A 12,202-nucleotide genomic window follows, 5' to 3' on the forward strand; every position below is an offset into this window, starting at 1 on the left:
GACCGGGCTGGGGTGTGGCCGGTCGCACCGGGCCGGCATCCGACCGGGGTGGGCCGGCCCCTGGCGGGACGGAACCGCTTCCCGAAGGGGCCAGGCTGGGTACGTCCGGGTGCGTGGATCTGGGGCCTTGTGGCGGTGACCCGGCATCGGGCGGGGTCGGGGCGGCGGGACGCCGAGCCTCGAAGGCCCCGCGCCACGGGGTCGGACCGACGGGGATGTCCGGTTCGCCGGAGGGCAGGGGCACGCCGTTCCACTGACCGGCGCCGGTCGGGCTCTGCCGTCGAGCGGTTCCGCCGACCGGCGGCACGTTCGGCGACGGGCCCCACTGCCCCGGCGTCCGCTCCTGGCTCGGCGTCCGGTCCTGCCCCGGCGTCCGGTCCTGCCCCGGCGTCCGGTCCTGCCCCGGTGCGGCATCCCAGCGGCCGGGTGCTCCGGAGCCACCCTGGCCGGTTGGTGTGCCGAAGCGAGGACCCGGTCCACTCTCCGGCGGGGCGGAGGTGTCCCAGCGGCCGGGCGTGCTGTTCCACCGACCGGCCGGGCCGGTGTTCTCCGCGGAGCGGGTGTCGCCCGTCTCGGACGGCCGGGTGCCGGGTGGGACCGGCGGACGGCGCTCGGGCCCGACCGACGATCGGGTGTCTGGCGTGGCGGCGCGACGGCTGTCGGGCGTGGCCCGGGGGCGGCTGTCGGGCGTGGCCGGGTCGGGCCGCTCGACCTTCGGCAGGAAGGCGGTGGATTCGTCGGCCTGGTCGCGGTGCCGGCCGTCGGGGTGCGTGCTCACTGCGTGCTCACCTCGGCACCGTCGCCGATCGCAGGGTGGTCGAGTCCTCGAACGCGGGCACGGTGACGGGGCCGGGAAGCTCCTGGTAGCCGAGCTGGTAGTTGTCGACCGCGTCCCTGAACCACCGGACTCCCTCGGAAGCGGCGAGGGCCTGCCGCAGTGCGGCGGGGTCGCCAATCGCTACGATCTTGAACGGAGGGGAGTACACCCGGCCGTGCAACAGCAGGGTGTTACCCACGCAGCGTACCGCGCTGGTCGCCAGGACGCGGACGTTCATGATTGACATGGCCTCGGCGCCACCGGCCCACAACGCGTTCACCACGGCCTGGACGTCACCCTGGTGCACGACAAGATCGTCGTTGGTGGCCCCTTCGGGCAGGTTGTTGAGCCGGGGCGCGTCGTCGAGCACGACGGTCATTCCCGAGCCGGTCAACTCCGTGAAACCGGCGGTGCCGAGGCTGGCGGTGCCGCGTTCCTGCTGCTCCTTGATCGGCCCGTCCGAGTCGGCGAGGTCGGCCGTACGGCTCTCGACCTCCTTGCGCAGCGTCGCGGCGCGCTCCTCGTTCGCCGCCACCTGGGTGCGGCGGTCCTCGATCAGCTCGGTGAGCTGCGGGCGTCGGTCCTCACGCAGGTTCGTGCCGCCCGCCGTGGTGGCGGTGGTGGTGAAGAGCAGGCCGGCCGCGGCGGCGATCAGCGGTACGCCGATCGACCAGCCCGGACGGCGCTGGCGGGGCCGGCGGGGCAGCAACCCGGCGACGAGTCGTCGCAGCGCCTTCTGCCACGACGCTGCGCCGGACGTGTACTCCACGGCCGTTCCCCCTTGTCCTCCGGCTCCGGCACCCGAGGGTGCGGCGGAGCGACAGTCGCCCGCCCGTCCGATTCCGGGATGCCGGGCATCGGTCTGGCCTCATTCGTGGATTGGACGGGCCTTCCGGACTACGCTAGCTGTCGAACATTATTGGCCATGGACCGTCGCCCTCGCGCCCGGTTGTCAGGCCGGACGAGGTCGTAACCCCTCTGGAGAGCGTCGTGCCCAAGTCTCAGGTCCGCAAGAAGAAGGTGTACACCCCGCCCACGGACGTGCGCCCGACGACGACATCGGCGTCCCGCAAGCCGAGCCCGGTCTGGCTGCCCGCCACGGCCGTGTCGCTGATCGCCTTCGGCATCGCGTGGCTGGTGGTCTACTACCTGTCCGAGCAGGAGTACCCGGTCATGGAGCTCGGGTACTGGAACCTCGCGATCGGCTTCGGCGCGATGGTCGCCTCGCTGATCCTGCTCTCCCGCTGGCGCTGATTCCCTGCTCAACGGCCACCTGCGCAGGCCCCGACCGAGCGGACTCGGCGGCGGCCTCCTAAGGTGTGCGCAGGGCGGCGTGGCCCAGGTGCGAGAAGTCTCACGTTACTGCTGAGTAACCTTGCGCGTAAGCTGCATCGCATGACCGAGTGGACCGAGGTCATCGACCGATCCGGGTCGAGGTGCGGCACCCTGGGGTGACCAACCGCACCCCGACCCCGGTCGCCGAGCCGCTCGACAGGCAGCAGACCGGGAGGCCAACTCGATGGGCAGCGTCCAGATCGTCACCACGATCCTCGCGGCCGCCATCACCGCCGTGGCGGTGTGGCTTGCGGTGCGTGCGGTCTCGAAGATGTTCGCCGTGATCCGGCTGGGTCAGCCCGACCCCGCCCGCTCGGGCGACCACGTCGCGCGGACGAAGACCATGCTCGCGGAGACGGCCGGGCACACCCGGATGCTGCGCTGGAGCGTGGTCGGCGCCGCGCACTGGTTCGTGATGGTCGGCTTCCTCGTGCTGTCGCTGCTGGTGCTCGAGGCGTACTTCGAGGTGGTGTCGCCGACCGCCGGGCTGCCGCTGGTCGGTGGCTGGGCGCTCTACGGACTGGTCACCGAGTGGATCGGCATCCTCGGTGTCGTCGGCATCGTGGTGCTGATCGCGATCCGGGTGGCCAACCGTCCGAGCCAGGCCGGACGCCGGTCGCGGTTCACCGGCTCCACCATGTGGCAGGGCTACTTCGTCGAGGCCGTCGTCCTCGCCGTCCTGGTCATGGGCTTCCTGATCCGTGGCTTCAAGGTCGCCACCGACCACTTCGAGTACCCGACCTGGGCCACCCCGCTGAGTCACGCGGTCGGCTCGGTGCTGCCGGACTGGGAGTCCGGGGTCAGTGTCGCCGCCCTCATCAAGATCGCGATTTCGATGACCTGGCTCATCGTGATCTCGCTGAACGTGACCATGGGCGTCGCCTGGCACCGCTTCCTCGCCTTCCCGAACATCTACTTCAAGCGGAAGCCCGGTGCCTCCGGCTCCGGACTCGGGCCGCTGCGGCCGATGACGAGCGAGGGCAAGCCGCTGGACTTCGAGGAGGCCGATCCGGAGAAGGACCAGTTCGGCGTCGCGCACGTCGAGCAGTTCACCTGGAAGGGCCTGCTGGACTTCAGCACCTGCACGGAGTGCGGCCGCTGCCAGTCGCAGTGCCCGGCCTGGAACACCGGCAAGCCGTTGTCGCCGAAGCTGCTGGTGCTCAGCCTGCGCGACCACGCGTACGCTAAGGCGCCCTATCTGCTGGCCGGCGGCGGTAAGGACCTCACCGGCGAGGAGAAGGCCACCGCCGCGCAGCTCGCCCACCTCGACGTGCTGGCCCTCGCCGAGGCGGAGAAGCCGCTGATCGGCGACGCCGAGGCGGGCGGCGTGATCGACCCGGACGTGCTCTGGTCGTGCACCACCTGCGGCGCCTGCGTCGAGCAGTGCCCGGTGGACATCGAGCACGTCGACCACATCGTCGACATGCGCCGCTACCAGGTGCTGATCGAGTCGAACTTCCCCTCCGAGGCCGGCGTGATGCTGCGCAACCTGGAGAACAAGGGCAACCCCTGGGGCGCGCCGCAGAACACCCGGGAGGACTGGACCAAGGGCCTCGACTTCGAGGTGCCCCGGGTCGGCGAGGTCGAGGACTTCGAATACCTGTTCTGGGTGGGCTGTGCCGGTGCCTTCGAGGACCGCGCCAAGAAGACCACCCGGGCGGTCGCCACGCTGCTGAACGAGGCGGGTGTCTCGTTCGCCATCCTCGGTGAGGGCGAGACCTGCTCGGGCGATCCGGCCCGCCGGATCGGCAACGAGTTCGTCTTCCAGATGCTCGCCCAGCAGAACGTGGAGACGCTCAACGAGGCGTTCGAGGGTCGCGAGAAGGCCAAGCGCAAGATCGTCGCGACCTGTCCGCACTGCTTCAACACCCTGGGCAACGAGTACGGCCAGCTCGGCGGCGAGTTCGAGGTGGTGCACCACACCCAGTTGCTGGCGCACCTGGTCGCCACCGGCAAGCTGACCCCGGTGCAGCCGGTCGACGGCGGCGTCACCTATCACGACCCGTGCTACCTGGGCCGACACAACCGGGTCTTCACCCCGCCACGCGAGGTGCTGGGCAGCGCCGTCGGCGCCGACAACGACCTCGTCGAGATGCCGCGCAACAGCGAGCGTTCCTTCTGCTGCGGCGCCGGTGGCGCGCGCATGTGGATGGAGGAGCGGATCGGCAAGCGGATCAATGTGGATCGGGTCGAGGAGGCCATGTCCACCGGTGCGAAGACCGTCGCGGTCGGCTGTCCGTTCTGCTCCACGATGCTGAGTGACGGAGTGAACGGCAAGGGCGCCGGCGACCAGGTCGAGGTGGTCGACGTGGCCAGCGTGCTGCTGCGTTCGATCAAGCCGGAACAGGCCCGGGGCGCCGAGGAGGGCGAGCCGGTCGCCGGTTGACCAGCGCGAACGTCGGGACGTGTCGGGCATCTGTACGGATGCCGACACGTCCCGATTTTTATATTGGCGTAGATAACTGTAACGAATTGGTCGACACCCTTTGTGTGCGGTCGGTCGCACAAAGGTGAATGAGCCGTTGGTCGCCTTGATTCCGCTGCGCGCCTTCCCTAATGTGGGGCACCGACCGCCGTGGTCGTCTGTCTCGCCCCTTACCGCTAGCGGGACGCCCGGTGGTCGGTCGCAAAGGAGTCGGTGCCGGTGGCAACCATGCCCCTCCATCGTCATGCGCCGGGACGTTCCACCCCCGTGCGCGGGCTGCGCAAGGCCGCTCGCCGCCTGGTCGTCCTGGTCGCCGCTGCTGCGGTCGGTGCCGGTCTGGTCGCCGCGCCCGCGTACGCCGCGCCGTCGGTGGACGAGATCGAGCGCCAGATCGACAAGCAGTGGCAGCAGCTCGAACCCACCATCGAGCAGTTCAACAAGGTGCGCTCGGAGCTGAGGGTCAACCGCGAGAAGGTCGACAAGCTGGAGAAGAAGATCCAGCCGTTGGCCCTGGAGACCGAGTTGGCGATGAACCGCGTCGCCGGTCTCGCCTCCCGGTACTACATCACCGGCCCCTCGCAGGAACTCGGCGCGGTGCTGCTCAACGCGAAGCCGGACCAGCTCGGTGAGCAGATGGCCCTCCTCGACCGGCTCGCCTGGGAGGAGCGCCGCCAGCTTGAGGGCGTCATGAAGATCCGCAAGAAGTACGACGACCAGAAGGCCACCCTCGACGCGCTGATCGTCGACCAGGAGGCCAAGCAGAAGCAGCTGGCGGCGAAGAAGAAGCAGATCGACGCCGAGATCAAGCGGCTGGAGCGGTCCCTGCCGGTCACCACGGTCAAGACCACCAACTGCCCGACCATCAACGGCGTGGTCAGCGACGCGGCCCGGACGGCCATCCGGACCGCCTGCGCCCAGGTCGGCAAGCCGTACGTCTGGGGCGCCACCGGGCCGAACTCGTTCGACTGCTCCGGTCTCACCCAGTACGCGTACCGGGCGGCGGGTATCTCCCTGACCCACTTCACCGGCGCCCAGTGGCGCGAGGGCAAGGCGATCTCGCGGGCCGACGCCCGCCCCGGTGACCTCGTGTTCTTCCGCAGCGACGTGAGTCACGTCGGGATCTATCTGGGCAACAACACGATGGTGCACGCGGCGCGTGCCGGTGTTCCGGTCAACGTCTCGCCGATCACGACGATGCCGGTCGCCGGCTTCCGTCGACCAGGCTGACGCCTGAGCGCGTACGCAGGAACCACGGAAGGCCCTCGGTCAAGCGACCGGGGGCCTTCTTCGTTGTCGGATTAATGCACCGAGAGTGACGGTGTGGGTGTGTTGCGTATTGACGCCGGTCGTCCCTACGCTGGGCAATCGTCGGCCCGCTGGCACAACCGCCCATCCGGGGCGGTGACGGTCCGACACCGCCGAGTCGCTGTCCGAGCGAGCCGGGGACCCAGGTATCCGGGGTGAGTCCGCGATGGTCGCGGTAGGGCGTCCCGGGCGCCCGAACCCGTCAGCTAACCCGGTAGGCGGTCTGGGAAGAAGGAGTACGCAGCCCGGTGGCACACCATGCCCCGCGGCCACCGTCGTACCGGCCGGGGACATCCGGCCCGACGACGGCTGCGCCGCGATTCCGCTGGTACCGCTGCACCACCGCACTCGCCGCACTCGCCGCGACCGCCGTCCTGCTGACCGGTGGCGCGACGGCGGCCCACGCCGACCCGACGGTCGACGACATCGAGCGCCAGATCGACGAGGACTGGAACCGGCTCGAAGCCGTCATCGAACGACACAACGCGACCCGACAGGACCTGGCCGGCACCCGCCGGGAGGCGGACGCCCTGACCGCCCGTATCGCCCCGCTGCAACTGCAGGTGGACGAGGCGATGAAGCGGGTCGGCGCGCTGGCCGCGCGGGCGTACCGGGGCGAGCCGGTCCGCGCCGTGAACACGTTGCTGGGCAGCCGGTCCCCGAGCGAGGTCGTCGCCCAGCTCGGCCTGCTCGACCGGTACGCCCGATTCCAGCAGGAGGACGTACGCCAGGCGAGTGAACTGCGGGACGAACTCGCCGCCGCCCGAGCCGGACTGGACCGCACCATCGTCGAGCTGACCCGTACCGAAGCCGACCTGGCCGCGAAGCGGCGGCAGATCGACACCGAGATCGACCGGTTGCAGCGGTTGCGGCTGCGGGCGTACGACGACGGGGGTGGTGGTCCGCTGCGGCCGGCGCCCTGTCCGGCCACCTACCCGGGTGGCCCGGCCGGCGAGGCGGTCACCTTCGCGTGCGCCCAGATCGGCAAGCCGTACTCGTGGGGTGCCGAGGGGCCGCACGCGTACGACTGCTCGGGGTTGATGTTGGCCGCGTGGGCGCGGGCCGGGGTGTCGCTGCCGCACAACGCGGCGCGGCAGCGGCAGGTCACCGCCTCGGTCAGTCGCGGCGACCTGCGCCCGGGTGACCTGGTCTTCTACTTCCGCGACCTGCACCACGTGGGGATGTACGTCGGCGGCGGCTGGGTGGTGCACGCCTCCCGTGCCGGCAAGCCGATCGCGATGAAGCGGATGGACACCAGTCCGATCCACAGTTTCGGTCGGCCCGGCTGAGTCCCCGGGCGGACGACCACGGGCCCGCGTCCGCGCGGCGCGGGCCCGCCGGTGGTCAGCGGGTCGGCCAGGTACGCCAGTTCTGCCAGGCACGGCTCGGCGTCGGGCCGCGCTGCCCCTGGTAGCGCGAGCCGTAGACGAGCGAGCCGTACGGGTGCTCGGCGGGCGAGGCGAGCCGGAAGATGCAGAGCTGACCGATCTTCATGCCGGGCCAGAGCATGATCGGCAGGTTGGCCACGTTGGACAGTTCCAACGTGACGTGGCCGGAGAAGCCGGGGTCGATGAAGCCGGCGGTGGAGTGCGTCAGCAGGCCGAGGCGACCGAGGCTGGACTTGCCTTCGAGCCGGCCGGCGAGCTGGTCGCCGAGCGAGATCACCTCAAGCGTGGAGGCGAGCACGAACTCGCCCGGGTGCAGCACGAACGGCTCGCCGTCGGGCACCTCCACCGGCGAGGTGAGATCGTCCTGCTGGGTGGCCGGGTCGATGTGTGTGTAGAGGTGGTTGTTGAACACCCGGAAGAGCTTGTCCAGGCGTACGTCGATGCTGGACGGCTGCACCAGGGTGGGCTCGAAGGGCTCCAGCGCCAGAGTGCCGGCCTTGATCTCGGAGACCAGGTCACGGTCGGAGAGCAGCATCGCCACACCATAGCGGCCGGTAGTCGTGACCTGCGTGTCGGACTACCTGCTTAGAACGTATGTTCGATAGGATGTCGGCATGGCTTCCTGGTCCGATTTCGCCGTCGACGAGCCCCGACTCGCCGACGGGATCCGCCTTCTCATGCAGCAGTACGGCCCGGGCTTCGGCTACCTGGCCACGGTCCGCGCCGACGGCGGGCCCCGGGTGCACCCGGTCTCACCGGTGATCACCGACGACGGTCTGTTCTGCTTCGTGATCGACTCGCCGAAGCGGCGCGACCTGGAACGCGACGGGCGTTACGCGCTCCACTCGTTCCCGGCGGAGGAGAGCGACGACGAGGCGTACGTCGCCGGCCGGGCCCGACCCGTCACCGACGACGCCACGGTGGCCCGGTTGGCGCTCGCGGCCCGCGCGGCCCCGCACGCCGACTGGCGTCTGTTCGAGTTCACCGTCGACGTGGCGATGCTCGCCCGGCACGAGCGCGCCGCCACCGGCGGGCTGGTCGGTGAGCCGGCCGTGCAGGTCTGGCTCGACCCGGCCGGCGCCACCCCGCAGGCCGCCCGGCCCACGCCCCACCGGACCCGTGCGGCCCGACATGTCCGCGCCGCCTGAACCGACCGGTGCCGGTCCCGCCTGACGACGGGACCGGCACCGGAGGTACGCGCCGACGACTGCCGCGCTACGCGCGGTACGTGTTCCACGCGTTGATCATCCGGGTCGCCTGGCCCGGGGTGAACTGGTACATGCAGGTGTCGTACGTGTAGTCCATGAAGTTGGTGATCGGGTCCAGCCCCGCGGTGGAGCAGGTGTCCCGACCGGTCGGGCACTGGTAGGCCGGCGACGCCTCCGCCGGAGTGTCGGAAACCTGGTCGCCGCTGCCCGAGCAGCCGCCCTGGAACGTGTGGTACAGGTTCAGCCAGTGACCGACCTCGTGGGTGCCGGTGTCACCCTGGTTGTAGTTGGTGGCGGTGCCACCCGGCAGCGACTCGCTGAGCACGACCACGCCGTCCATCACGTTCAGCGTGCTCTGCGGGAAGGTCGCCCAGCCGAGCAGGCCCCCACTCAGCTCGCCGAGATAGATGTTGAGCGTGCCCTTGGTGCCCTGGCGGAGCTGGGTCTTCATCTGCCGCTCGGCCGTGGAGCCCTGCCGGATCGGGTACCACGACGTGTTGGTGACCCGGTTGATGCTCTGCAACTGGAACGCGAAGGCGGTGGCGGCACCGCCCGTCGCACCCGCGAACGACTGGTTCAGCACGTTGATCTGCGATTGGATCATCGAGTCGGGGATGTTCCCGCCGGCCCGGGTGGTGTCCTTGCGGATCACGTGCACCACGACCGGGATGGTGACCGAGGCCGCGGCGGCCTGGGCGCTGAGCGTCCGCTGGCCGACCCGCTTGGCCCGCTCCTGCAACAGGTCGGCGAACTCCGACTCCCGCTGGTGCAGTTGCGCCATGGTCAACTCGTTCGGGTCGTGCTTGACGACCGCGTCGCCCCGGACCCGGGCCGCAGTGCCCGTCGGGTCCTCACACACCTCGTCGGCGGAGACGGCGGCAGCCGTCGGAGTGGCGGCCGTGGTGGCCGCCGGCAGCAGACCGACCGTGGCCACACCGAGCGCCACCGCCAGCGACGTCGATGCGATGCCGGCGATCCGCCGGTTCAGCAGGACGGGACGGAGTCCCATAAGCCCACCTCTTTCTGGCGACGCGACCGGGGGTTGTGTCGCGTCGTGCGGGAAACGTGGGCCAGACGTTACAACGCATAGACAGATTTGAGAATGGCTATGTGTTGCCGGCATGCAACTTCTTGCGGAGCGTGCGGAGGCGGGCCGGGCAGGGTGGTCGGCGGGGGTGGCTGGGTGCACCGGGGCGACGGCTCAGGTACAGTGGTGCCGCTTGCGGGTGTAGTTCAATGGCAGAACATCAGCTTCCCAAGCTGACAGTGCGGGTTCGATTCCCGTCACCCGCTCCAACGCTTGAAAGCCCTGGCCAGGACGTGAGTCCCAACCAGGGCTTTCGCGTTGCCAGGAGAGCCGAAACCGGCCGTGGGCCATTAACGGGCCATTAGGCCGTGTTTCATAGCTCGGGTCGGAGCCACTCGTTGATCGCGGCGACGTGGACCGTGGCCTGGTAGCGCACGGCGAGCTTGTCGAACCTGGTGGCCATGGCTCGATGGCGTTTGAGCTGGTTGATGCCGCACTCCACGGCGTGACGTTGCTGGTAGATGTGGGCGTCGAAGGTCGGCGGTCGGCCGCCCTTGGACCCCTTTCTGCGCCGGCTTGCGGCCTGATCGATCTTGATCGGGATCGTGGCCGGGATGCCACGTCGGCGTAGGTGCTCCCGGTTGGCGCGGGAGCTGTATGCCTTGTCCGCGAGGACCCGGTCGGGTCGAGTGCGGGGTCGGCCGCCGTCGGGCCGGGGGACCCGGATGCGGGCCAGGACCCGGGTGAACTGCGGACTGTCACCGCGCTGCCCGCCGGTCAGCAACATCGACAGCGGCTTGCGGCCCTGCTCGCAGGCCAGGTGCAGTTTGGTGGTCCAGCCACCTCGTGACCGACCCAGAGCGTGATCAGCCGGCTCGTCCTCGACCCCGCCGGGTGGTTCCTTCTGCAGCTCGGGTCGGGTGCGGGCGCCGGCGGCGTGCTGATGCGCCCGAGCGATCGTCGAGTCAACGCTGACGTCCCAGGTGATCAGACCGGCGGCGTCGGCGCGGGTCTGCAACCCGGTGACGAACCGCTGCCACACCCCGGCACGCTGCCAACGGCGGAACAGCCCGTAGACCGTCTGCCAGGGCCCGTAACACTCCGGAACATCCCGCCAGGGCGAGCCCACCCGGACCCTCCACCGGATCCCATCGATGAGCTGCCGTTTACTCCACTTCAGCGGTCGCCCTGGCTTCTTACCCCTCGGCAGCAGCGGTTCCAACGCCGCCCACTGCACGTCAGTCAGGTCGAACCGCCTCGTCACCGGTATGGTGGCCACGAGGTCTCCGTGCTGATGGTCTGTCTTGGTCGATGAACCATCTACCGGAGACCTCACTACGTATCGATCACCGACACGCCGAGATCTCCCTGGCCGGGGCTGACTGGCCAACCGCAGCTATGAAACACGGCCTAGGTCATTCCAGGCCACTCGAAGTGTTGCCGAGCTGGCAGCAACGCCGGTTGTCGGCGGATCTTGTACGGTTCCCAAGCTGACAGTGCGGGTTCGATTCCCGTCACTCGCTCCAACGTGAAGCCCAGGTCAGGATGCGCTCCCGACCTGGGCTTCATTCATGCCGACCGCTTTTCGGACTGGCTGTCCCCGCTGCGGGCACTTCGGTTGAGGCGGTCATGCACGGAAGTCCCTGATCGCGGCTTCGATGCGCAGCCCGATCCCTGTGGCAACGAGGAAACCCGCCAGGACGTGTGGCTCAGCCGACCCGGCGTCGCTCGACAGCGTGATGACCGAAACCAGCAGTCCGGCGACCAGAGCGACGTTGCCAATGACGCGGAGAGTGGAGGCGCGTCTCCCGGCAGGGTTCATCCGGCGGACCGTACCGGAGGCTCACCCGCAGCGCTGTCCTGATTTGTACTCCACGAGGCGGAGGCACGATCGCGGGGTGGCCGGCCGCCGCCGAGGTCGGGTCGATCGACTACTGCGCCGCTTTGCGGCTTCCCACCGGGTTAGCGGTCCGGCCAGTCGCGGACGGCCAGGACCAGCCAGCGCAGTTCGGCCACGTCGGCCGGGTTCGGTGGAGCTACGAGACGTCGAACAGGCGTAGGCCGTCGTACTCGGCGAAGTCGGCGTAGTCCTTGCTGTTGAAGGTCGCCAGTGGCAGCCGGTCAACCAGGCAGCAGGCCGCGATCCAGGAGTCATTCGTCGGGCGGGGACGCCCCCGATGCTGCGCGCGCGCCTGGAGATGCCCCCAGGTCGTCGCCACCGACTCGTCGAAGGGCAGCACCACCACGCCGGATCGCCACTGTGCGAGGTCGGCCAGCTTGCGCGGCCCCCAGCTCCGCAGCGCGGTCCACTTGGTCAACTCCCCGAGCGTGACGAACGTGACGCACAGGGTCTTACCCGCTAAGCGGGCACGAAGCCGGTCATGCAGCCGACCTCTCAGGATCGCCGACGCCACGTCGGTGTCCAGGACGACCGGGCTCACGCCGCGCTGGCCCGCCGAGAGGCATACAGGTCGGCCAGGAACTCGTCCAACTCGTCGTCGGACTCGAACAGGTCCGGCCGAGCCAGGTCATCGACGGAGGCGACCGGTCGCACACCCTGCCGACGGGCCAACTCCTCCACCGGCACATGCTCAGCGGTCGGCCACTCGGGCATCCGCTCCGCATTGCTCGACATCACGACTCACCTCCTCCGCCACACACCGCCACTCATTGTCGCACGGTCAGCGCCGACACCAC

The 12,202-nt window shown here is 69.7% G+C and carries 12 protein-coding genes, 1 tRNA gene and 1 riboswitch; of the genes, 6 read left to right on the forward strand and 7 right to left on the reverse strand.

From position 1 onward, the window contains the following. Window positions 1–785: 785 nt before the first annotated feature. Entirely contained in the window at window positions 786–1,586 is an 801-nt protein-coding gene (locus ABZ738_RS17950) for a DUF881 domain-containing protein (protein ID WP_131051693.1), read from the reverse strand. A 221-nt stretch (window positions 1,587–1,807) separates the two neighbouring features. On the opposite strand from ABZ738_RS17950, the gene ABZ738_RS17955 reads away from it, so the two are divergent. From ABZ738_RS17955 to ABZ738_RS17970, 4 genes are all read left to right on the forward strand, one after another. Continuing rightward, window positions 1,808–2,071: a cell division protein CrgA gene (locus ABZ738_RS17955; protein WP_131051694.1), complete on the forward strand. Its 264-nt coding sequence runs from the start codon at window positions 1,808–1,810 to the stop codon at window positions 2,069–2,071. A 265-nt stretch (window positions 2,072–2,336) separates the two neighbouring features. Then, window positions 2,337–4,538, forward strand: coding sequence for a (Fe-S)-binding protein (locus ABZ738_RS17960; RefSeq protein WP_131051695.1), 2,202 nt, complete (start codon window positions 2,337–2,339; stop codon window positions 4,536–4,538). Between the two features lie 252 nt (window positions 4,539–4,790). Further along, window positions 4,791–5,804: an NlpC/P60 family protein gene (locus ABZ738_RS17965; RefSeq protein WP_236145589.1), complete on the forward strand. Its 1,014-nt coding sequence runs from the start codon at window positions 4,791–4,793 to the stop codon at window positions 5,802–5,804. 179 nt (window positions 5,805–5,983) lie between these two features. Further along, window positions 5,984–6,118, forward strand: a riboswitch (cyclic di-AMP (ydaO/yuaA leader). 12 nt (window positions 6,119–6,130) lie between these two features. Next, window positions 6,131–7,171 (forward strand): NlpC/P60 family protein, encoded by a 1,041-nt coding sequence (locus ABZ738_RS17970; RefSeq protein WP_131051697.1) that lies wholly within the window; start codon window positions 6,131–6,133, stop codon window positions 7,169–7,171. 55 nt (window positions 7,172–7,226) lie between these two features. Here ABZ738_RS17970 and dcd read toward each other — a convergent pair whose 3' ends face one another. Continuing rightward, a complete protein-coding gene (dcd, locus tag ABZ738_RS17975) occupies window positions 7,227–7,805 on the reverse strand; it encodes a dCTP deaminase (RefSeq protein ID WP_131051698.1) in 579 nt (192 codons plus the stop codon). Between the two features lie 79 nt (window positions 7,806–7,884). On the opposite strand from dcd, the gene ABZ738_RS17980 reads away from it, so the two are divergent. After that, entirely contained in the window at window positions 7,885–8,418 is a 534-nt protein-coding gene (locus tag ABZ738_RS17980; RefSeq protein ID WP_131051699.1) for a pyridoxamine 5'-phosphate oxidase family protein, read from the forward strand. A 67-nt stretch (window positions 8,419–8,485) separates the two neighbouring features. On the opposite strand, the gene ABZ738_RS17985 is transcribed toward ABZ738_RS17980, so the two are convergent. Then, complete coding sequence (locus tag ABZ738_RS17985) at window positions 8,486–9,487, reverse strand: zinc metalloprotease (protein WP_357214476.1); 1,002 nt, start codon at window positions 9,485–9,487, stop codon at window positions 8,486–8,488. 213 nt (window positions 9,488–9,700) lie between these two features. Here ABZ738_RS17985 and ABZ738_RS17990 point away from each other — a divergent pair. Continuing rightward, window positions 9,701–9,774 (forward strand) — tRNA-Gly (locus ABZ738_RS17990). A 104-nt stretch (window positions 9,775–9,878) separates the two neighbouring features. Here ABZ738_RS17990 and ABZ738_RS17995 read toward each other — a convergent pair. From ABZ738_RS17995 to ABZ738_RS18010, 4 genes are all read right to left on the reverse strand, one after another. Continuing rightward, on the reverse strand, window positions 9,879–10,784 hold the full coding sequence (locus tag ABZ738_RS17995) for an IS5 family transposase (RefSeq protein WP_176094349.1): 906 nt from the start codon (window positions 10,782–10,784) through the stop codon (window positions 9,879–9,881). 348 nt (window positions 10,785–11,132) lie between these two features. Beyond that, a complete protein-coding gene (locus ABZ738_RS18000; protein WP_357214480.1) occupies window positions 11,133–11,327 on the reverse strand; it encodes a hypothetical protein in 195 nt (64 codons plus the stop codon). A 214-nt stretch (window positions 11,328–11,541) separates the two neighbouring features. Beyond that, a complete protein-coding gene (locus tag ABZ738_RS18005) occupies window positions 11,542–11,946 on the reverse strand; it encodes a type II toxin-antitoxin system VapC family toxin (RefSeq protein ID WP_357214483.1) in 405 nt (134 codons plus the stop codon). Then, window positions 11,943–12,140 (reverse strand): hypothetical protein, encoded by a 198-nt coding sequence (locus ABZ738_RS18010; RefSeq protein WP_117227978.1) that lies wholly within the window; start codon window positions 12,138–12,140, stop codon window positions 11,943–11,945. The genes ABZ738_RS18005 and ABZ738_RS18010 overlap by 4 nt, the downstream gene beginning before the upstream one ends. Window positions 12,141–12,202 lie beyond the last annotated feature (62 nt).

Origin of the sequence: Micromonospora sp. NPDC047793, from assembly GCF_040642635.1 — a bacterium.
Classification (GTDB): Bacteria; Actinomycetota; Actinomycetes; order Mycobacteriales; family Micromonosporaceae; genus Micromonospora.